This is a genomic window from Microbacterium sp. M1A1_1b (genome assembly GCF_053345565.1).
In genome coordinates, this window is record NZ_JBKFAJ010000003.1 from 71,744 (window position 1) to 91,776 (window position 20,033).

Annotated in this window: 18 protein-coding genes; 9 read left to right on the forward strand and 9 right to left on the reverse strand. The window is 70.1% G+C overall.

Annotation, left to right across the window (positions count from 1 at the left end):
* The first annotated feature begins 133 nt into the window (after nt 1-133).
* Together ACLBWP_RS08975 and ACLBWP_RS08980 are read left to right on the forward strand one after the other, a co-directional pair.
* Nucleotides 134-1,213, forward strand: a complete 1,080-nt coding sequence (locus ACLBWP_RS08975) for a DUF6177 family protein (RefSeq protein ID WP_447654899.1) — start codon at nt 134-136, stop codon at nt 1,211-1,213.
* Nucleotides 1,194-1,550, forward strand: a complete 357-nt coding sequence (locus tag ACLBWP_RS08980) for a hypothetical protein (protein WP_243562210.1) — start codon at nt 1,194-1,196, stop codon at nt 1,548-1,550. The genes ACLBWP_RS08975 and ACLBWP_RS08980 overlap by 20 nt, the downstream gene beginning before the upstream one ends.
* A gap of 222 nt (nt 1,551-1,772) precedes the next feature.
* On the opposite strand, the gene ACLBWP_RS08985 is transcribed toward ACLBWP_RS08980, so the two are convergent.
* The 3 genes from ACLBWP_RS08985 to ACLBWP_RS08995 all read right to left on the reverse strand — a co-directional run bounded on the left by ACLBWP_RS08985 (nt 1,773) and on the right by ACLBWP_RS08995 (nt 5,749).
* Nucleotides 1,773-3,818: a cytochrome c oxidase assembly protein gene (locus ACLBWP_RS08985; protein WP_447654900.1), complete on the reverse strand. Its 2,046-nt coding sequence runs from the start codon at nt 3,816-3,818 to the stop codon at nt 1,773-1,775.
* A 121-nt stretch (nt 3,819-3,939) separates the two neighbouring features.
* Nucleotides 3,940-4,638, reverse strand: a complete 699-nt coding sequence (locus tag ACLBWP_RS08990; RefSeq protein WP_447654901.1) for a DUF6882 domain-containing protein — start codon at nt 4,636-4,638, stop codon at nt 3,940-3,942.
* A gap of 10 nt (nt 4,639-4,648) precedes the next feature.
* A complete protein-coding gene (locus ACLBWP_RS08995) occupies nt 4,649-5,749 on the reverse strand; it encodes an N-acetyltransferase family protein (RefSeq protein ID WP_447654902.1) in 1,101 nt (366 codons plus the stop codon).
* A gap of 87 nt (nt 5,750-5,836) precedes the next feature.
* Between ACLBWP_RS08995 and dcd the strand changes: the two genes are divergently transcribed.
* The 3 genes from dcd (at nt 5,837) to ACLBWP_RS09010 (ending at nt 7,359) form a co-directional block, all read left to right on the forward strand.
* Nucleotides 5,837-6,424, forward strand: a complete 588-nt coding sequence (gene dcd / locus ACLBWP_RS09000) for a dCTP deaminase (protein ID WP_243562214.1) — start codon at nt 5,837-5,839, stop codon at nt 6,422-6,424.
* 81 nt (nt 6,425-6,505) lie between these two features.
* Nucleotides 6,506-7,021, forward strand: coding sequence for a helix-turn-helix domain-containing protein (locus ACLBWP_RS09005; RefSeq protein WP_447654904.1), 516 nt, complete (start codon nt 6,506-6,508; stop codon nt 7,019-7,021).
* Nucleotides 7,018-7,359: a HepT-like ribonuclease domain-containing protein gene (locus ACLBWP_RS09010; RefSeq protein WP_447654905.1), complete on the forward strand. Its 342-nt coding sequence runs from the start codon at nt 7,018-7,020 to the stop codon at nt 7,357-7,359. The genes ACLBWP_RS09005 and ACLBWP_RS09010 overlap by 4 nt, the downstream gene beginning before the upstream one ends.
* A gap of 329 nt (nt 7,360-7,688) precedes the next feature.
* Here the strand turns inward: ACLBWP_RS09010 and ACLBWP_RS09015 are convergent, their stop codons facing one another.
* From ACLBWP_RS09015 to ACLBWP_RS09030, 4 genes are all read right to left on the reverse strand, one after another.
* Nucleotides 7,689-8,795, reverse strand: a complete 1,107-nt coding sequence (locus ACLBWP_RS09015) for a substrate-binding domain-containing protein (protein WP_447654906.1) — start codon at nt 8,793-8,795, stop codon at nt 7,689-7,691.
* Nucleotides 8,796-8,857: 62 nt separating this feature from the next.
* Entirely contained in the window at nt 8,858-10,150 is a 1,293-nt protein-coding gene (gene mmsB, locus ACLBWP_RS09020) for a multiple monosaccharide ABC transporter permease (RefSeq protein ID WP_243562218.1), read from the reverse strand.
* Nucleotides 10,147-11,670 carry a multiple monosaccharide ABC transporter ATP-binding protein gene (gene mmsA, locus ACLBWP_RS09025; RefSeq protein WP_243562418.1) on the reverse strand — a complete coding sequence of 508 codons (1,524 nt, stop codon included), beginning with the start codon at nt 11,668-11,670 and terminating at the stop codon, nt 10,147-10,149. Before mmsA ends, mmsB begins: the two co-directional genes overlap by 4 nt.
* Nucleotides 11,671-12,256: 586 nt before the next feature.
* A complete protein-coding gene (locus ACLBWP_RS09030; protein ID WP_243562219.1) occupies nt 12,257-13,279 on the reverse strand; it encodes a LacI family DNA-binding transcriptional regulator in 1,023 nt (340 codons plus the stop codon).
* 322 nt (nt 13,280-13,601) lie between these two features.
* Here ACLBWP_RS09030 and ACLBWP_RS09035 point away from each other — a divergent pair, with 322 nt between their 5' ends.
* The 4 genes from ACLBWP_RS09035 (at nt 13,602) to ACLBWP_RS09050 (ending at nt 18,771) form a co-directional block, all read left to right on the forward strand.
* Nucleotides 13,602-14,891: an MFS transporter gene (locus ACLBWP_RS09035; protein WP_447654907.1), complete on the forward strand. Its 1,290-nt coding sequence runs from the start codon at nt 13,602-13,604 to the stop codon at nt 14,889-14,891.
* Between the two features lie 97 nt (nt 14,892-14,988).
* Nucleotides 14,989-15,765 (forward strand): SDR family NAD(P)-dependent oxidoreductase, encoded by a 777-nt coding sequence (locus ACLBWP_RS09040; protein WP_447654908.1) that lies wholly within the window; start codon nt 14,989-14,991, stop codon nt 15,763-15,765.
* Between the two features lie 64 nt (nt 15,766-15,829).
* Nucleotides 15,830-17,347 (forward strand): FAD-binding oxidoreductase, encoded by a 1,518-nt coding sequence (locus ACLBWP_RS09045; RefSeq protein WP_447654909.1) that lies wholly within the window; start codon nt 15,830-15,832, stop codon nt 17,345-17,347.
* Nucleotides 17,344-18,771, forward strand: coding sequence for an FGGY-family carbohydrate kinase (locus tag ACLBWP_RS09050; protein ID WP_447654910.1), 1,428 nt, complete (start codon nt 17,344-17,346; stop codon nt 18,769-18,771). The genes ACLBWP_RS09045 and ACLBWP_RS09050 overlap by 4 nt, the downstream gene beginning before the upstream one ends.
* 73 nt (nt 18,772-18,844) lie before the next feature.
* Here the strand turns inward: ACLBWP_RS09050 and ACLBWP_RS09055 are convergent, their stop codons facing one another.
* Nucleotides 18,845-19,432 carry a glycerol-3-phosphate responsive antiterminator gene (locus ACLBWP_RS09055; protein ID WP_447654911.1) on the reverse strand — a complete coding sequence of 196 codons (588 nt, stop codon included), beginning with the start codon at nt 19,430-19,432 and terminating at the stop codon, nt 18,845-18,847.
* A 58-nt stretch (nt 19,433-19,490) separates the two neighbouring features.
* The gene (gene idi / locus ACLBWP_RS09060; protein WP_243562225.1) at nt 19,491-20,024 is read right to left on the reverse strand and encodes an isopentenyl-diphosphate Delta-isomerase; all 534 of its coding nucleotides are present in this window, start codon (nt 20,022-20,024) and stop codon (nt 19,491-19,493) included.
* Nucleotides 20,025-20,033: the final 9 nt, after the last annotated feature.

Below are 20,033 nucleotides of genomic sequence, written 5' to 3' on the forward strand. Positions count from 1 at the left end.
CCGTGCGCCGTTCCGTCGGACCCGCCCCGAGCCTCCCGTGTCTCTTCTGTGAGCCGGGCGCTCTGACGGACAGGTGTCGGGGTCGTGTGTAGCGTCCAGGGGGTTCCAGCGACCCCGACCGAGGAGGACACGGATGGTCAGACATCCCCTCATCGACGACGTGATCGGCTCCGCCATCGTGGTCGACTCCGACTCGCCGGTGGTGTGGCTGACCGAGGCGTTCGCGTCGCTGTTGCACCGCGCGTCGGCCGCCGGACGCACCGTCGTCCTGCGCACCGGCCCCCGGGCCGCACTGACGCCAGCACTCCGCCACGCCCTCGGCGCCCACGGAGCGGCATGGGCCGTCGTCGACCCCGACGGCATCCTGCGCGACGGGCGGACCGGGGTCCGCGCCACCCACATCGAGGACTTCGTCGAGCACGGACCCGAGTTGCTCGGTCCGCCGTCGAGCGCGCACCCCCAGGCCTCCGGCTCCGTCCGCCAGATCAGCATCGACCTGACGCTGCGGCACCACCCCGAGCGGGCGATCGACATCGGCTCGGCGATCGAGGCCCTGTGCCACACCGTCGGCGCCTGCCCCGACCGCTGGGGCACGGTCGAGCCGCTCGCCATGCCGTGGGACCGCTGGGTCGTGACGCAGTACGCCAAGCACGAAGCCCCGGGGATCAGCACCTCGTACGCCGTCGGCGAGGGCTTCTCGGCCACGATGACCGCGCACATCACCGACACCGTCGTGATCGAGACGATGTCCGCCGTGCTCACCATCCCCGAGTCCGGCGCCGACCCGCAGCTGGCGGAACGCCTGCTCGACGCCGTGCACCGTGTCGCCGAGGACGTCGTGCCCGTGTTCGGTGTCGTCATGCAGCGCCGCGGCGACACCGACCACCTGGTGCGGGCGGTCGCGCACGGCGAGCCGTCGCCGCTCGCCGTCATCGTCGGGCCCGAAGCGGCCTCGTTCCTCGACCGCGGCGACGTCTGGCCCCCGCCACGCACCTCGACGTCGACGTTCGGCGGTCGTGAGACCGGCGACGACCACGGGCTGATCGTCCGGCTCGAAGACGGCTGGGGTGCGCTCGAGGCCTTCCTCGACCGCATCGACGAAGACCGTTTCGCGCAGTTGGTCGGCGGAGCTCCGCTCGATCCGGCGCACGACGAGGGGACCCTCGACGGCCACGTCGGCGCGAGCCTGCCGGGTGGCCGCAGTGCCCCGTGACGTGACCCTGCTGTGCCGCGGCGAGGTCGAGGTGCGCGAGGTGGCCGAGGCGCTGCTGCGGCACGACGACTCGTGGGGTGTCCGTGCGCTCGACGACGGCCCGATGCTGCAGGTCTGCCGTGACGCGACGCATCCCGTCATCACGGTGCTCGGTGTCCGCCGCGTGGACACGCTCGACGAGGTCGTGCGGATCCTGCCCGATGCTCCTGCGCTCGCTGTGCCGCTGTGGTGGGTCGACACCGTGACACCGGCCGGGGCGGACGGCGAGTCGGGCATCTCCGCTGCGCTCGAGGCCGCGCTCGACCTGGACGCGGTCTGCATCGTCCACGGGGACTGAGGGCGCTGACTGCTGTCGCGGTCGCGCACCGTGCGGGGTTGACGGCTCGGTGGAGCCCGCGCACCGTGCTCGGTTCGGACCCCGTGCGCGGTTGACGGCTCGGTGCGGCGGAACAACCTCGCACGGAACCACTGACACCGCACCAGCCATCAACGTCGCACCGTGCTCCGCCCGCGACCCCCGACCCGGCCCCGACCGCGCCCACCCCGCCGCGCGCCGCCGTCAGTCGCGGTCGCGCATCGCCGCCAGACGCTCGTTGTACGCCTTGAGTTCGGCGTCGCCGTCCCGCTCCGCCTGCCGGTCCAGCCGCTTGGCGTCGCGCTTGTCCGACCGCACCCAGTTGCGCACCACGAGCAGCGCGACGAACACCATCGGCAGCTCGGACGCTCCCCAGGCGATGCCGCCGCCGGTGTGCTGGTCGGCGAGCAGCCCCACGTCGTTGGTCTGTCCCAGCGCGTGGAACCAGTCGGCCGCGTACACCGACTGCGAGGTCATCACCGCGACGCCGAAGAACGCGTGGAACGCCAGGGTCGCCAGCAGCGCGATGATCAGGATCGGGTAGGCCGGACGCTTCGGGCCCGGGTCGATGCCGATGAAGACCCAGAAGAACAGGTAGCCGCTCAACACGAAGTGCACGACCATCGCGACGTGCCACTCGTGCGACTGCATCGCGAACTGGAACGCCGGGGTGAAGTAGAACACCACGAGCGACCCGGCGAAGATGACGCCCGCGACGGCCGGCTTCGCCATGAACTGCATGTACCGCGAGTGCACGAACAGCATCAGCCACTCGCGGGCACCGCGGGACCCGTCGTTGCGCACGGGCAGGGTCCGCAGCGCCAGCAGCACCGGGCCGCCGAGCACCAGCGGGAGCGGCACGAACATCATCAGCAGCATGTGCTGGATCATGTGCGACGAGAAGTGGATCATGCCGTAGACCGAGGGCCCGGCCGACGTCGTCCAGATGAAGATCGCACACCCGATCAGCCACGAGATCGTCCGGCCGACCGGCCAGGCGTCCCCGCGCTGCCGGAGCTTGCGGACCGCCAACAGGTACCAGCCGGCACCGACCACCGCGAGCGCGAGCCACACCCAGTCGATGTGCCACTGGGTCAGGAACGTGTGCAGCGTCTGCGTCGGCGGGTACGGGTAGCCGATCAGTCCCGAGCGGGTGTCCTCACCGGTCTCCGGGGTCTGCGGGATCGGTGGTTGGCTGCGCGAGACGGCGACCGAGACACCGATCGCGACCGCCATGAACACGACCTCGGCCAGCGCGAACCGGGTGAACGAGCGACGGTCGAGCGGCGACCGCAGCAGCGCGGGGACGAGCTTGCGCCGCTGGACGACCCCGGCCAGGCCGAGCAGCACCAGGATCGTGGCCTTGACGCTGATGAGCGCGCCGTACGTCGTCGTGACCAGGTCGAGCGGGCCGGTCAGGCGGAGCGACGCGTTGACGATGCCCGAGAACGCGACGGCTGCGAACGACCACCCGGCGAGCGTCGAGTAGCGCGCGACGACCCGGCCCGTGGCGCCCTTGGTCCGCGTGCGCAGCAGCAGCACGGCGACCAGGCCGCCGGCCCAGACGCACACCCCGATCAGGTGGATCGCCAGGGAGTTCACCGCGTTGGCGTGCTCGAGTGATCCGGCGGCGTGCCCGGACAGGGCCAGCGGCAGCAGCGCGAACAGGCCGAAGACCGTGGCGACGGCGAGCGTCGTGACCCGGGTGGCGAATGCGGCCAGCACGGTCGCGATCAGGATCGCCACCGCCGACACCACGAGCGACTGCCCGATCTCGACCTGGAACGCGAAGACCATGAAGTTGCGGGCGAACAGCGGCGACGTGATCGAGGACCCGAGCGTGTTGGCGCCGGTGAAGACGATGCCGATGACCGCGGCCAGGAACCACACGGCACCGGTCGTCGCGGCCCAGCGCACGGCGCGGTGCTGCACGCTCGAGATCGCCCCGTGGTCGGCCTTCTGCGCGGGCAGCGCGAACGCCGCGACGATCAGCAGCCCGATGGTCAGCGCGGCCATGGTGTCGTGCACGGCGCGTGCGACCGGCAGGCCGTACTGCACCAGGTCGCCGGCGGACACGAGCTGCTGGTCGGCGGTGAACGCGCCGGTCACGGTCATGCCGAGGATCGAGCACGCGACGGCGAGCGGCACCGCGATCGCGAGCACGGTCGCGACGGTCGAGGTGCGAGCGGTGCGGGGCGCGGATTCCGGACCCGCGCCTGGCGTGGGGGCTTCGGAGGTGGTGACGGTCATCAACCTGTTCCAGCGGTGCGTGCGTCCGCGGTTCCGCGGACCCTCCATGGTAGGCGCTCCAGCCTGGAGGCCCGGCGGACGTCCGCCCCGCCGCCTGCGGTCCGCCTCAGCCGCTGCTGCGTCAGGCGGGGCCGGCCGAGCCCTGCAGGTTCCGGATGCGGCCCAGCTCGTCGAACTCCACCGACACGGTGCCGTCGGGCAGGGTCAGGGTCCGGCCGTCCCACGGCACACCCCGGAGCGACGCCCAACTGCCCACCGCGCGACGGTGGTCGGTGACGTCGATGGTGCCGATCGCCTCGCCGAACACCCGCACGATGCGGGGGACGCTCGGGGCGTCGAAGAGCATCCCCTCGAGCAGCACCCACGCCCGTGTGCCACCACCGACCGGAGCCCCGAACGCGAACCACGACCCGGTGGCCAGGCGTGCCGCGATCGACAGGCTCCACCCGAACTCGTAGCCGGCCTCGGCGGGATCGGCCTGGCGCTGCTCACCGAACGGCACCTCGGGCTGCGTCAGCTCCGGCACGTCGTACTGCTCGCCGAACGCCCGGGTCGCGGTCGCGGCGGCCAGCACCGACGGCGGGAAATGCGACGGGTTCGCCCAGCCCCACAGCCAGCTGCGCGGACCCGGCGCCGCCGAGCCGAGCAGCTGGATGCGGAACTCGCCGGGCTGCGGCCCGGTGAAGCGGAGCGTCCCCGCGGCCAGGTCGATGTCCCAGTGGTCGTGGTCGTCGTGTCGATCGGCGAACTGCAGCTGCGCCTCGTACGCCAGGAAGACCCCGTCGGTGACCAGTGCGTCGAAGCCCCGCGAGCGTGTCATGCGTCCGACGCTACAGGGCAGGGACGTCGACGCGGCGCTCCCAGACGCCTTCGCTGCCGACGCCGACGAACCCGACCGCCTCGTTGACGTCGAGCATCGGCCGGTTCTCCTCGGCGTTGAACGTGACGATGGACGGGTGCCCGGGGTGGTCGCGCTCGACGGTCTCGATCCCGACGACCTTGAGCAGCCACCCGAGTCGGTGTCCCCGGTGCTCGCGCAGGACCAGCGTGTCCCACTGGAACACCGGCTGCGTGTCGTCGTGCGGCACGGCGAGCTGACTGAAACCGGCCAGGGTGGTGCTCTCGACGTCCTCGACGGCGATCGTGAGCATCGTCCGCGGCGCCGTCAGCTGCTGGGCCTCGCGCTCCCGCAGGCGTTCCACGGTCCAGACGTCCTCGGGCTCGTCCATGCCACCCTGCGGAGCGTCGGTGCTCATCCGGGTCTCGAGCACCGCGATGTCGGCTTCCCACCGCGCCGGGGTCGCGCCCGTCCAGGTGTGCACGCGGTACTGCGCACCTGCGGCCGCGGAGGCCTCGGCGCGGATCCGACCGATCTGCGTCGGGTCCGCGGGCAGCGCCAGACGACTGATCCGGTTCACCTGGCCGAAGTGCCACCCACGTCCGGTCAGGAAACACACGCCGGCCTCGTCCGCGGGCACGGCGCCGAAGCCCGTGGGGGCCTGCACGAACCCGGAGCCCGATGCCGGACCGACCTGCCGTGAGACGGCGTAGGTCTTCCACTGCGTGCGTCCCTCGGCCCGGGCGATGCCCTCCAAGTGGTCGGCGAGCAGCGTCCCGACGCCACGCCGACGGTGGTCCGGGTCGACGCCGATCGAGACCCAGCAGTTGGTCGTCCCCGGCGCTGTCTTGGAGTCGTACGAGCCGGCGGCGACCGCGGTGTCGTGCTCGTCACGCACCAGGAACAGCCGGCTCGGGGCATCGGGGTCGTGCTGCTGGGGGAGTTGCTCCTCGGCCTTCCAGGCCAGCTCCGCCAGGCCGTGCACCGCGATCTCGGAGCGGTTGGACACGTCCACCCACTCGCGGAACGCCCGGACCTTCGCCGGGTCGTCGGTCATGGTGGCGGGCACGTCGAGTTCGGTGACGCGGTACACGATCGGTTCCTCCCGCTGGCCGTGCACGGTGCGCGGGCAGCCGAGCAGCATATCGGTGGACCGGCCGCCGCCGCTAGGATCCGTTGCGTGCTCCTCTCCGACCGCGACATCACCGCCCAGCTCGCCGCCGGCCGGATCGGCCTCGATCCCCATGACGCGGCGCTCATCCAGCCGTCGAGCATCGACGTCCGTCTCGACAAGTACTTCCGGCTGTTCGACAACCACAAGTACCCCCACATCGACCCGGCGATCGACCAGCCCGACCTGACCCGGCTGGTGGAGACCGACCCGGACGAGGCGTTCGTGCTGCACCCCGGCGAGTTCGTCCTCGGGTCGACGTACGAGGTCGTGACGCTGCCGGACGACATCGCCGCGCGACTCGAGGGCAAGAGCTCCCTCGGCCGCCTCGGGCTCCTCACACACTCGACGGCGGGCTTCATCGACCCGGGCTTCACCGGGCACGTCACGCTCGAGCTGAGCAACGTGGCGACGCTGCCGATCAAGCTCTGGCCGGGCATGAAGATCGGGCAGCTGTGCTTCTTCCAGCTCTCGAGCCCCGCCGACAAGCCCTACGGCTCGGCCGAGTACCAGTCGCGCTACCAGGGGCAGCGCGGCCCGACCCCGTCGCGGTCGGCGCAGAACTTCCACCGCGCGGACGTGTCCCAGCGGGACTGATCCGCGCCCGCGGTCACCGGCGGGGTAGAACGAGCGGTCGCAATCCGACAAAACATGTTGCATGTTGTGTATCGTGGCGCCATGTCCGCAGTCCTGCCACGGCCCGTCCAACGACCGTCCGCGGCCGAACTCATCCGTGACGCCCGCCTGCGCGCCGAGTTGACGCAGGTCCAGCTCGCGCACCGTGCCGGCGTCACGCAGAGCGTCATCAGCACCTACGAGAACGGTCGCCGCGAACCCTCTCTGGCAGCACTGCAGCGGCTGCTGCTGGCCGCGGGCTTCCTGACGGTGATCGACCTGGAGCCCGTCGCCGAGGGGCCGTCCCTGCTCGAGCGCGTGCACCGACACCGCGAGCAGCTGGTGGACCTGGTCCACGAACTCGGCGGGTCGAACCCGCGGCTGTTCGGCAGCGTCGCGCGGGGCGAGGACGGCCCCGACAGTGACGTCGACCTGATGGTCGACCTGCAGCCCGAGCACGGGATCTTCGCGCTCATGCGGATCCAGGACGCGGCCGAGCACGTCCTCGGGGTCCGCGTCGACGTCGTGGTCGCGGACGGGATGAGCGAGGACGTCGTCGCGTCGGCGGTCCCGCTGTGAACCGCGAGCTCGGCGACCGCCTGGACGACGTCATCCGGGCGTGCGGGGTGATCGCCCGGTACGTGTCCGACCCGGCGCTGCCCGACGACCTGGTCTACGACGCCGTGCGGATGCGCCTGGTCGAGATCGGCGAGGCCGTGCGGATGCTCCCCGTCGCGGTCACGGCTGCCGAGCCGGACATCCCCTGGTCGCGCGTCTCGCTGCTGGGGGAGCGGCTCACGCGCCGCTACTTCGACACCACGCCCGCGGTGGTGCTCGGGACTGCCCGAGTGGACGTCCCGCACCTGTGCGCGGCAGCGCGCCGCCTGCGCGCCCGCCACGCGGTGCGGAGCCGCTGACGGACGGCGCCAGCCACTGCCGAGTCTCGGCTCGGCGGACAGGTTGCGCCGTCCGGTGGCCGCGTTGTGTCCGCCGGGCCGAGACTCGGGGCAGCGGCCCCGCCGCCAGCGCGCACCGTGACGGACGGGAGGCCCGGTGCCAGCCAGCCACGCGCCTCCCGTTCGGCGTGCGCTCGCGCCGCAGCCGAGTCTCGGCTCGGCGGACAGGTTGCGCCGTCCGGTGGCCGCGTTGTGTCCGCCGGGCCGAGTCTCGCCGGCTCCGCCAGCCGCAACGAGGACAGGGCCCCGTCCGCTCACGCGGACGGGGCCCTGTCGGGTCGTGCTGAGGATCAGCCCTGCTTGGCGAGGTCCTCGAGGGTCGAGTTGCCCTTGTAGGCCTCGACGGCGTTGTCCTTGGTGACGAGGATCGGGGTCAGCTCGATGGCCGGCACCGTCTTCACACCGTTGTAGTTGTTGGTCTTGTCGATCTTGGTGTCGGGCTTGTCGCCCTTGGCCAGGGTCGAGACCAGGTCGACGGCCGCCTGGGCCTCTTCCGTGGTGTTCTTGTAGATCGTCGAGTACTGCGTGCCCTGCATGATCAGCGGGATCGAAGCGGTCTCCGAGTCCTGACCGGTCACGACGGGGTTGTCCTTGCCGGCGGCCTTGGTCGCGGTGAGGACGGCGCGGGCCAGGGTGTCGTTCGGCGACAGGACGCCGTCGAGCTTGGTGTCACCCGTGTAGTACTGCGAGATCAGGTCGGTCATGCGCGACTGGGCGTTCTGCGCGAGCCAGCCCTTGGTCTGCACCTTCTGGAAGGTGGTCTGACCCGAGACGACCTTGATGGTGCCGTCGTCGATCTTCGGCTGCAGGACGTTCATCGCACCGTTGAAGAACACGGTGGCGTTGGCGTCGTCGGCCGAACCGGCGAAGAGCTCGACGTTGTACGGTCCGTCGCCCTTCTTCTCCTTCAGGCCCTTGAGCAGTGCCTGGGCCTGCAGCTGGCCGACCTTGTAGTTGTTGAACGCGACGTAGTAGTCGACGTTCTTGGTGTTCAGGATGTTGCGGTCCCAGGCGATGACGACGGCGCCCGAGGACTTCGCCGACTTGACCTGCGAGGTGAGCTGCGAACCATCGGCGGCACCGATGATGACGGCCTTCGCACCCTTGGTGATCATGCCCGAGATCTGCGACTGCTGGTCCGGGACGGGGCTGCCGGCGTTGGCGTACTGGATGTCGGCCTTGAAGCCGGCGTCCTCGATCGACTTCTTGAACGCGGCACCAGCGAGGACCCAGTTCTGCGAGGTCTTCGCGGGCAGTGCGACACCGATCAGGTCGCCCTTCTTGATGGTCGCGGTGGAGGAACCGCTGCCGGAGTCCGAGCCACGCGACGAGCAGCCGCTGAGGGCGAGGCCCGCGATGAGCGCCAGGCTGAGGCCGGCGACGATCTTCTTGCGCATGTGATTGCTTTCTCTTCGTTGAGGAGGGGTGGGGCCGAGGCCCCGCTGTGGGGATGGGTGGGCTAGGGGAGGGTGACCTTCTCGGGCTGGTCCTCGATGGACCGCGGCTGCTGGGCGGCCACCGTGTTCTGCTCGGTGTCCTTCCGCTGGAACTGCCGGAGCATGCCGCCGATCAGGGACGGGCGTCCCTGCGACTTCGAGTAGACGTCGAAGGCGACGGCGACCAGCAGGACCAGACCGCGGATGATCTGCACCTTGTTGGACTCCAGGCCCATCAGCTGCAGGCCGTTCGACAGCAGGGCCATCACGAGACCACCGATGATCGAACCGGAGATCGTGCCGACACCACCGGCGACCGCTGCACCACCGACGAACACGGCGGCGATCGCGTCGAGTTCCCAGCCGGTGCCGTCAGCGGGACCAGAGGCACCGGAGTAGGCGACGAACACCATGCCGGCGACGGCGGCCAGGACGGACATGTTCATCATGACGAAGAAGTTGACCTTCTTGGCCGAGACACCGGACAGGACGGCGGCGCTGGAGTTGCCACCGACGGCGTAGACCTGGCGACCGAAGATCGTGTTCTTCGTGACGAAGCCGTAGATGATCGTCAGCACGCCCAGGATGATCGCGACGATCGGGACCGAGGTGCCCACGGGGCCGGCGCCGAACAGGTACGTGGCGACGAGCGTCACGGCGACCAGGATGCCGGTGCGGACGACGGAGACCCACAGCGGCGGGACCTCTGCCTGCATCTTGCGGCGACGGGCACGGCCGCGGGCCTCGATGATGATGAGCGCTGCGATCGTCACCAGGCCGAGCAGCAGGGTGCCGTTCGAGTAGCCGAAGTCCGGTCCGAAGTCGCCGAGGAAGCCGGCGCCGATCGGGGTGAAGCTGTCCGGCACGGGGACCGACGTCGAGTTGCCGATGATCTGGTTGACACCACGGAAGATCAGCTGGCCGGCCAGCGTCACGATGAACGCCGGGACGCGGACGAAGGCGACCCAGAAGCCCTGCCAGGCGCCGATGACGGCACCGACGGCCAGGCCGAGGATGATCGCCGTCCAGACCGGGAAGTGCCACACCGCGATGGACTGCGCCACGATGATGCCGACGACCGCCGCGACCGAACCGACCGACAGGTCGATGTGTCCGGCGATGATCACCATGACCATGCCGAGCGCCAGGATCAGGATGTACGAGTACTGCAGGAACAGGTTGATCACGTTGGTGGGCTGCAGGATCAGGCCCTGGGTGGTGATCGAGAAGAAGATCAGCAGCACGATGAGCGCGATGATCATGCCGTACTGGCCGATGCTGTTGCCCTTGCCGAACAGCAGTTTCAGTTTGTTCATGAGACGGTGGCGCCCTTCCGCGCGGAGGTCATGCTGCGCATGAGCGATTCGGGATCGGCCTGGTCGGCCGGCAGGTCAGCGGTGATCTGACCTTCGAAGATGGTGTAGATGCGGTCGGACAGCCCGAGCAGTTCGGGGAGCTCGGACGAGATCAGGATGATGCCCTTCCCCTCGGCCGCGAGCTGCTGGATGATGCCGTAGATCTCGAACTTGGCGCCGACGTCGATGCCGCGGGTGGGCTCGTCGAGGATGAGCAGGTCGGGGTCGGTGAACATCCACTTCGACAGGACGACCTTCTGCTGGTTCCCGCCGGAGAGCTTGCCGACGTTCTCTTCCACCGTGGGCACCTTGGTGCGGAGCATCTTGCGGTACTTCTCGGCGACCGAGTACTCCTCGAGCGAGTCGACGACGCCGCCCTTGGAGATCTTCTTCAGGTCGGCCGCGACGGTCGAGCGCTTCACGGTGTCGAGCAGGTTCAGGCCGAGCGCCTTGCGGTCCTCGGAGACGTACCCGATGCCGGCGTCGATGGCCTGCTGGACGGTGTTGACCTTGATCTCGCGCCCGTCCTTGAGGATGGTGCCGCCCAGGAACGTGCCGTACGAGTGCCCGAACAGGCTCATCGCGAGCTCGGTGCGACCCGCGCCCATCAGCCCGGCGAAGCCGACGATCTCGCCACGCTTGACGTGGAAGTTCGAGCCCTTGCAGACCAGGCGGCTCGAGTCGAGCGGGTGCTGCACGGTCCAGTCGCGGACCTCGAAGAACGTGTCGCCGATCTTCGGCGTGCGGTCCGGGAACCGGGACTCGAGCGAGCGGCCGACCATCCCGCGGATGATCCGGTCCTCGTTGACGCCGTCCGCCTTGACGTTGAGCGTCTCGATGGTCTTGCCGTCGCGGATGATCGTGATCTCGTCCGCGATCTGCTCGATCTCGTTGAGCTTGTGGCTGATGATGATGCTGGAGATGCCCTTGGCCTTCAACCCGACGATCAGGTCGAGCAGGTGCTGCGAGTCGTTCTCGTTCAGGGCCGCGGTGGGCTCGTCGAGGATGAGCAGCTTGACGTCCTTGTGCAGCGCCTTCGCGATCTCCACGAGCTGCTGCTTGCCGACGCCGATGTTCTTGATCTGCGTGTCCGGGTCGTCCCGCAGGCCGACGCGGGCGAGCAGGTCCTGCGCACGCAGCTGCGCGGCGGTCCAGTCGATCGCACCGAAGCGGCTCGGCTCGTTGCCCAGGAACAGGTTCTCGGTGATCGAGAGCTCCGGGATGAGCGCCAGCTCCTGGTGGATGATGACGATGCCGGCCTGCTCGGACTGCTTGATGTTCGAGAAGCGCATCTCTTCGCCCTCGAAGACGATCTCGCCGTCGTAGGTGCCGAACGGGTAGACGCCGGACAGGACCTTCATCAGGGTCGACTTGCCGGCACCGTTCTCGCCGCAGATCGCGTGGATCTCGCCGGCGCGGACGTTGAGCGACACCTCGGACAGTGCCTTGACACCAGGGAACTCCTTGGTGATCGACCGCATCTCGAGGATGGTCTCGGGTGCGGTGATCGACCGGGTCTGAAGTCCGGTGTCGATCGGGTTTGACGCCACAGTGCATCTCCTTCTGCCGCTGCGATGCGGCAGTCCTTCGTGTGGTCCTGCTGCGGCAACGAAGGGGCACAGGGTGCTGTGTCGGACTTCGTTGTCGGGTCCGGTGCCCCAGCCCGTGTGACGTGATGTGAACGGTCACATCGGCTGGAACGGAGGTAATACTACGCATGGCGTCGTCGCCGGTGTCAATTCGGATTGGTCGCGTTTCGGTAACGGTCCGCATGTCCGCGAGGCGGCGGACGCTCGGTGTCCCCCGAGGTGGGGCCCTGCCCCGGCGTGGCGCGGATCGGACGGGAGGCACGGTGCGGGCTGGCACCGGCCCTCCCGTCCGCCACCCGGTCGCGTTCCCCGGACAAGCGCTGACCCGCCCTGCGGTCTGCCGCGCCGATCCCCGTGCCGATCCGCGCGCAGGACGTCGAATCGCGCGTTGGCGGTCGGAACTCCCCGGTCACCACGCGCGATCCGACCACCCGTGCGGCGGAGGACGCGCGATCCGACCGACCCGGCAGCCTGGGGCTCAGCCGCGGTGTCGGGGTGCGCTCGTGGACGCGCGGACCACCAGCTGCGGGACGATCTCGACCGGGCGCAGCTCGTCGTCGCCGTCCGGCAGCAGCAGGTCGACGCACCGTCGGCCGAGGTCCGCGAAGTCGACCTGCACGGTGGTGAGCGGCGGCCAGAAGTGCTTGGCCTCGGGGATGTCGTCGTAGCCCACGACCGACAGGTCCCCGGGGACGTCGAGCCCGTACGACCGTGCCGCGTGCACCACCCCGAGCGCCATCGCGTCGTTCGAGCAGAACACGGCCGTGCAGTCCCGGTACCGCAGCAGTTCGCGTCCGGCGTGGTAGCCGAAGTCCGCCGTCCAGTCACCCAGGATCGGGGGCTGCACGGGCTTGTCGCGGTCGGACATCTCGCGCAGGAACCCCTGCATCCGTGCGTCGGCCTCGATCCAGTCCTGGGGTCCGGCGATGTGCCGGACGTACTCGTGGCCCAGGTCGAGCAGGTGCGCCGTCGCCAGGCGGGCGCCCTCCATCTGGTCGACCCACAGCGCCGTCGGGTCCTCGTTGACGCTCGAGCGCAGGGTGACGTAGGGCGTGCGGACCCCGAGCTCCTCGATCAGGTCGAACACCCGCTGCTGCGGTGCGATGACGATGAGCCCCTCGACGTCCTGGTCGAGCAGGTGCCCCAGCCCGTCGCGCACTGCGGTGTCCGTCGGCTCGGCGATGTTCGCGGTCGTGATCGAGTAGCCGCGTCCGACGGCGGCGTCCTCGATCGCCTGCATCGTGACGGCGGGTCCGTAGTGGGAGCGCTGGGCCGTCAGGACGCCGATCGTGCGCGTCCGGCTGGTGACCAGCGCCCGCGCGGCACGGTTCGGCCGGTACTGCAGCTGCTCCATCGCGGCCAGCACCTTGTCGCGGGTCTCGGCGCGGATGGCGTCGGAGTTGTTCAGCACGCGCGACACCGTCTGGTGCGACACCCCGGCCACCCGCGCGACGTCGCGGATGCTGGGCGACCGCGGTGGCTGTGTCCGCGTCGACGACATTGGTTCTCGTTTCCCGCTCGGGGCCGTGGCACGCCCATGTGCACGTTCACATTCCGAGCCAGATCATTATGCACGTCCGGCGACCGGGCGCCACCTGAGTTGTGGAAGCGCTCACCGACCGGGTAGCGTGCTGCCCAGCATCCGGTATGTCGGATGCATCGACAATCGAACATCGGCCGTCCTCACCCGACGGCAGTCGCTCCAGACACCAGAGAACAGCGACACCCACAGCGCACGACGCTGGGGTGTCGGCTGTTCTTTTTTCGTGCCCGGGGTGCACCCCACCACCCACCAGACCCCGCCCGCCCACGAAGGAGTGGCCTTGTCGAAGTCCCGCAGACTGACGAGCTTCATCGTCCTGTCCATGACCGGTGGTGTCGTCTTCCAGGTGGCGTACCTCCGCTTCGTCTTCCTGGCAGACACCGCACACGCACTCGGCCTGACCATCCAGCGCTACGGCGAGGTGACCAGCATCTTCGGCGCCGTCGCCGTGGTGATGTACTTCTGCGGCGGCTGGTTCGCCGACCGGTTCCCGCCCAAGGCGCTCATCGTCGTCGCCCTCGGCGGCACGGGCGTGGTCGACCTCTGGCTGGCGACCGTCCCGAGTGCCGGCGGCGTCGTGGTCGCCCACGTGCTGATGGCCGTGCTCGGGATGGGGCTGTACTGGTCCTCGCTGGTCAAGCTCGTCTCGATGCTCGGCTCGGCCGACGAGCAGGGCAAGCTGTTCGGCTTCCTCGAGGGGATCCGCGGCGTGACGTCGACGATCGTCGGGTTCGTCGGCGCGGGCATCGTGGCCGCGGCGATCGCCAGCACCAGCGGCGTGCTGGACGTCATGCGGATCTACGGCGTGCTCTGCCTGGTGTTCGCGGTGCTCGTGCTCGTGGTGGTGCGGACCGACCGCTCGGCGCTCGACGGTGTCGCCCGGCAGACCGTCACGCTCCGTGAGCTCGGTGCCGCGGCCCGCAACAAGTACACGTGGCTGATCGGCTGCTCGATCATGATGATGCACGCGTTCTACACGCTGCTCGGCTACCTGACGCCGCTGCTGCAGGACGGCTACGCGGTGCCCGTCGCGCTGCTCGGTGTGATCGGCGTCGTGCGCAGCTACGTGTTCCAGATCGTCGGCGGTCCGGTCGGCGGCGTGCTCGTCGACCGCTGGACGAAGTCCTCGCCCGCCTTCCTGCGCTGGGCCTTCGTCGTGGCCGGTGCCGGTGCGCTCGGCTTCGTCCTCCTGCCGCAGTCGCCCGCCCTGGTGTGGGTCGCGATCGCGCTGATGGTCGTCCTGTGCCTGGCGGTCTTCACCTCGCGCGGCGTCTACTGGGCCCAGGTCGGCGAGGTCGAGGTCCCGCTCGTCCAGCGCGGCGGCGTGATCGGCCTGGCATCGGGGATCGCCTACCTGCCTGACGCGTTCCTGCCGGCGATCGGCGCATGGTGGGCCGGTGACCCTGCCAGCGACGTGCCGCAGCAGGGCGGCGGGTACACCGCGATGTTCGCCGTGCTGGTCGGCGCGGCCGTCATCGGCCTCGTCCTGACCACCCTCACGATGCGCGTCCGCCAGCGGGACCTGGCCCGGCGCCCGACCCCGACCGCTCCCGACGCCGTCCCCGCCTGACCCCGCTCGACCTGCAGCGCCCGCTCGACCTGCAGCGCCCGCTCGACCTGCACCGCCCGCTCCACCTGCACCGCCCGCTCCACCGAAAGGACCCCACATGGACATCCGCGACTTCTCGCTCGACCTGTTCTCCCTCGCCGGCCGCACCGCGATCGTCACCGGCGGCAACTCCGGACTGGGACAGGCGTTCACGCTCGCCCTGGCCAAGGCCGGCGCCGACGTGTTCGTGCCGAGCGTGCTCGACGACGACGGCACGACCCGCGCGCTGGTCGAGGCCGAGGGGCGCCGCTACGAGTTCCTCGAGATCGACCTGACCGCCGCCGACGCTCCTGCCCGCATCGTCGACACCTGCCTGCAGCGGATGGGCGGGATCGACGTGCTCGTCAACTCCGCGGGCATCTGCAAGCTCGCGACCGTCGACGCCTTCGGCCGCGAGGAGTGGGACCCGATGGTCGCCGTCAACCTCACGGCCCCGTTCGCCCTCGGCCACGCCGTGTCCCAGCACTTCGCGGCGCAGGGCTCCGGCAAGATCATCAACATCGCGTCGCTGTTCGCCTTCCTGGGCGGCCAGTGGTCCCCGGCGTACGCGGCGACCAAGCACGGCATCGTCGGCTTCACCAAGGCGTACTGCGACGAGCTCGCCCAGCACGGGGTGCAGGTGAACGCCATCGCCCCGGGGTACTTCGCGACCGCGATCACCCAGGCCACACGGTCCGACCCGACGACGAACCAGCGCGTCCTCGACCACATCCCCGCCGGCCGCTGGGGCGAGCTCGCCGACCTGATGGGCGCGACGGTGTTCCTGGCCTCGCCGGCATCGGACTACGTCAACGGCCACACCCTGACCGTCGACGGCGGCTACCTGGTGCGCTGACCCGCCACCGCCACCGCCCTCCTCGACCTCTCCCGACCCGCCAGCCCGCAACGAAAGGCACCCCATGATCGACTCGATCGCCACCCTCGACCGCTCCGAGATCCTGGCCCAGCTCGCCACGATCGTCCGCCCCGAGCAGATCGACACCGACGAGCAGCACCTGGCAGACGCCAGCGTCGACCGCTTCAAGAAGTACCAGTCCGTGCACGGCATCCACGACGCCCCGCTGCCCGTCGCGATCGTCAACGCCGAGTCCACCGAGGACGTCGCCGCCGTGCTGGCGTTCGCGAACGACGCCCTGGTCAACATCGTCCCGCGCACCGGCCGCACCGGCACCGAGGGCGGACTCGAGACCAGCGTCGTCGACACGATCGTGCTCGACTGCTCGCGGATGGACGCCGTCCTGCGCATCGACGAGGAGAACATGCAGGTCACGGTGCAGGCCGGCGTGCCGTTGCAGCGGTTGGAGGACGCGCTGCGCGAGCGCGGCCTGACCACCGGGCACTCGCCGCAGTCCAAGCCGCTCGCCCAGTACGGCGGCCTGGTGGCCACTCGCTCGATCGGGCAGTTCTCGACCCTGTACGGCGCGATCGAGGACATGGTCGTCGGACTCGAGGCCGTGTTCCCCGGCGGCGCCGTCCGGCGCATCAAGGCCGTTCCCCGTCGGTCGGCCGGCCCGGACATCCGCCACGTGGTCATCGGCAACGAGGGCGCGCTCTGCGTCATCACCGAGGTCACCGTCAAGGTCTTCAAGTACCAGCCCGAGAACAACACCTTCCACGGCGCGCTCGTCGACGACCTGCGCACGGGCATCGCGATCCTGCGCGAGGTCATCACGAACGGCTTCCACCCGTCGGTCGTCCGGCTGTACTCGCCCGAGGACGCCAACCAGCACTTCGCGCACTTCTCGCAGGGCAAGTGCGTGGTCGTCTTCGTCGCCGAGGGGCCGAAGGGCATCGTCGACGCCACCAGCGCCGAGATCGACCGCGTCATCGCCCAGCACCCGCACGAGCCGGTCGACCCGGCGCTCATCCAGGCCTGGTTCGACGACCTGAACTGGGGCCAGGACAAGATCGACGCCGAGAAGCAGGTCATGCTCACCGAGGGACGCCTCGGGTACACGACCGAGATCTCGGCGGACTGGTCGGCCGTCGCGGACGTCTACGACGCGGTCATGCACCGCATCCGCACCGAGTACCCGCACGCCGACGACCTGACCATGCTCGGCGGGCACTCGTCGCACAGCTACCAGACCGGCACGAACATGTACTTCGTCTACGACTACGTGATCAACTGCGAGCCGGAGCAGGAGATCGAGAAGTACCACATCCCGCTCAACGCGATCATCGTCGAAGAGGCGCTGCGCCACGGCGGCTCGATGGTCCACCATCACGGTGTCGGCAAGTACCGCACGCCGTGGGTGGAAGAGGAGCACGGCTCCGCGTTCGCGATCATGCAGGGGCTCAAGGCGCAGTTCGACCCGAAGGGCATCATGAACAAGGGCACGATCTTCCCCGCGGCCGGTGCCATCCAGCCGGCCGCCGCCGACCCGGACACCACCTTCGTGGCGTCGCGCCCGTGACCCGGTACCTGGTCGGCATCGACAACGGCTCGCAGTCGTCCAAGGTCTCGGTCGTCGACGAACACGGTGTCGTCGTCGCCGAGGGGCGTGTGCCGCTCCGGCCGAACCACACCCCGGTGCCGGGCGTCGTCGAACACCCGGACGACGACCTGTGGGAATCCATCGCCGCCGCGTGCCGGATCGCGATGGACGCCTTCACCGGGGACCCGGCCGACATCGCCGGTGTCGGCCTGTGCACCATCCGGTTCTGCCGGGCGATGCTCCGTGCCGACGGGTCCCTGGCGCAGCCCGTGCTCAGCTGGATGGACGCCCGCGTCGAGCAGCCCTTCGTCGCCGAGCACGACGACGTCGCCTGGGTGACGACGTCGTCCGGGTACATCGGCCACCGCCTGACCGGGACGTTCCGGGACACCGCCGCGAACCACCAGGGCATGTGGCCGATCGACACCGGCACGTGGCGCTGGTCCACCGATCCGGATGCGTATGCCCGCACCGGCATGCGTCCGGACCAGCTGTTCGAACTGGTCGATCCGGGCACGGTCCTGGGCACCGTGACCGCTGCTGCGGCAGCGGCCACGGGCCTCCCCGTCGGCCTGCCGGTCGTCGCCACCGCGAACGACAAGGCCGTCGAGGCACTCGGCTGCGGCCTCCGCGACCCCGCGACGCTGCTCGTGTCGCTCGGCACGTACATCGCCGGCATGTCCGTCGGCGACCACGACACCGCGGACTCGTCCTCGTTCTGGGCGAACTTCGGGTCGGAGCCCGGCCGGTACCTGTACGAGAGCGGCGGCATCCGGCGGGGCATGTGGACGGTCAGCTGGTTCCGGGACCTGCTCGGCGCCGGCACCGAGGCCGAGGCCGCTGCCGCGGGCGAACGGGTCGAGGACCTGCTCAACCGCGAGGCCGCTGCCGTCCCGGCCGGGTCCGACGGCCTGCTGACGGTGCTCGACTGGCTGGCGCCGTCGGACGCGACCTTCCGCAAGGGGAGCATCCTCGGCTTCGACGCCCGGCACGGCCGTGCGCACGTGTACCGCTCGATCCTCGAGGGCATCGCGATGACCATGCGCGAGCGCGCCGACGCGATGGCCGACGAGCTCGGCATCCGGTTCCGACGGGTCGTCGTGTCGGGCGGCGGGTCGAGTTCGGACCTGATGATGCAGGTGATGGCGGACGTCTTCCAGCTGCCGTCGATCCGGGTCGTCGGCGACAGCGCCGCCGGACGTGGCGCGGCGATCTGCGCTGCCGTCGCGACCGGGGTGCACCCGTCGTTCGACGCGGCCACCCGGGCGATGGTCGTCGAGCGTGACCGGACCACGCCGCGAGCCGAGCACGCCGCGGTGTACGACGCCCTGCGCGGCGTCCACGCGGACGTGACGGCGCAGACCGACGCGCTCTACCGGCGCACCGCCGCGATCGTGGGCTGAACCGCCTGGAGGCCCGGTGCCGGTCCGCCGGACCGGCACCGGGCCTCCGGACGGTCACGCCCAGTGCGTCAGTTCACATGTCCCAGACGTCGCGGTTCGACGTCGCCACGGCCACCGCGCCGGCGCCGAGCGCGGCCAGCACATCGGCCTTGTCGCACACCAGGCCGCCGGCGATCACGGGCACGTCGGTGTCCGACCGCAGCCAGGTGATCACCCGCGGCATGCACCCGGGCAGGATCTCGATCGCGTCCGGCTTCGCCTGCTCGACCACGCGGGGGAGCTGGTGGTACGAGAACGAGTCCACCAGGAAGAAGCGCTGCACCGCGACCAGGCCGGCACGCTTGGCGGCGCGGACCAGGTTCGCCTTCGTCGACAGGATGCCGTCGGCGGCCGTGTGCTCGGCGATCCACGTCACGACGACGTCACGCGCGGCGAACCCGTCCAGCAGGTCGACGTCGACCAGGACGGTCTTGCCGGCGTCCTTCGCTCGCTGCACGATCCGGGCGACGTCGAGCACGCTGCCGAACAGCAGGAACACGACGGCCCGGTCGGAGCGCAGGACCTCGGTCAGCGCGGTTTCGTCCTTGACGCTGGCGATCACCGGGTCGTCGTGCAGGGCCTCGAGCACCACCTGCGCGGGATCGCGCTGCGTCAGGGTCATACGCACCATTGTCGATGTCCCGACCTGGGCGCGCACTGGTCCCGCGCGGGCGATCGGATCAGTCGAGCGCGCGGACCGGCAGCTGCTCGAGCTGCCACCCGAGCCACGGGCTGAACGCGAACGGCGCGGCCGACACGGCGCTGCGCAGGGCGTCCTCGGACAGCCACTCGTACTCGGAGACCTCGTCGTCGGCCGGGGCGGGCACGTCGTCGGTCACGGCGCGGAACACCGGGCAGACCTCGTTCTCGACGATCCCCGACGCATCGACCGCGCGGTAGCGGAAGTCGGGCAGCACGGGCTGGACGTCGCGGACGGTGATGCCGAGTTCGCGGGCGGCACGCCGGGCGATCGCATCCTCGAACGACTCGTCCGGACCGGGGTGTCCGCAGAACGAGTTGGTCCAGACACCGGGCCACGCCTTCTTCGACAGGGCACGCCGTGTGACGAGCAGATCCCCGTCGCTGTTGGTCACGTGGCAGCTGAACGCCAGGTGCAGCGGCGTGTGGTCGGTGTGGACCGCGAACTTGTCCGCGGTGCCGATCGGGGTACGGTCCTCGCCGAGCAGCACGACGGTTTCAGGGAAGTGGTTCATCTAGTTCGA

Excerpts from the sequence above, each read along its gene's own strand:
- ACLBWP_RS09005 (WP_447654904.1), top strand. The coding sequence starts at position 6,506 with ATGTCCGCAGTCCTGCCACGGCCCGTCCAACGACCGTCCGCGGCCGAA.
- ACLBWP_RS08990 (WP_447654901.1), bottom strand. The coding sequence starts at position 4,638 with ATGACACGCTCGCGGGGCTTCGACGCACTGGTCACCGACGGGGTCTTC.
- mmsA (WP_243562418.1), bottom strand. The coding sequence starts at position 11,670 with ATGCGGTCGATCACCAAGGAGTTCCCTGGTGTCAAGGCACTGTCCGAG.
- idi (WP_243562225.1), bottom strand. The coding sequence starts at position 20,024 with ATGAACCACTTCCCTGAAACCGTCGTGCTGCTCGGCGAGGACCGTACC.
- ACLBWP_RS09040 (WP_447654908.1), top strand. The coding sequence starts at position 14,989 with ATGGACATCCGCGACTTCTCGCTCGACCTGTTCTCCCTCGCCGGCCGC.
- ACLBWP_RS08985 (WP_447654900.1), bottom strand. The coding sequence starts at position 3,818 with ATGACCGTCACCACCTCCGAAGCCCCCACGCCAGGCGCGGGTCCGGAA.
- mmsB (WP_243562218.1), bottom strand. The coding sequence starts at position 10,150 with ATGAACAAACTGAAACTGCTGTTCGGCAAGGGCAACAGCATCGGCCAG.
- ACLBWP_RS09030 (WP_243562219.1), bottom strand. The coding sequence starts at position 13,279 with ATGTCGTCGACGCGGACACAGCCACCGCGGTCGCCCAGCATCCGCGAC.
- ACLBWP_RS09015 (WP_447654906.1), bottom strand. The coding sequence starts at position 8,795 with ATGCGCAAGAAGATCGTCGCCGGCCTCAGCCTGGCGCTCATCGCGGGC.
- ACLBWP_RS09055 (WP_447654911.1), bottom strand. The coding sequence starts at position 19,432 with ATGACCCTGACGCAGCGCGATCCCGCGCAGGTGGTGCTCGAGGCCCTG.
- ACLBWP_RS09045 (WP_447654909.1), top strand. The coding sequence starts at position 15,830 with ATGATCGACTCGATCGCCACCCTCGACCGCTCCGAGATCCTGGCCCAG.
- ACLBWP_RS08975 (WP_447654899.1), top strand. The coding sequence starts at position 134 with ATGGTCAGACATCCCCTCATCGACGACGTGATCGGCTCCGCCATCGTG.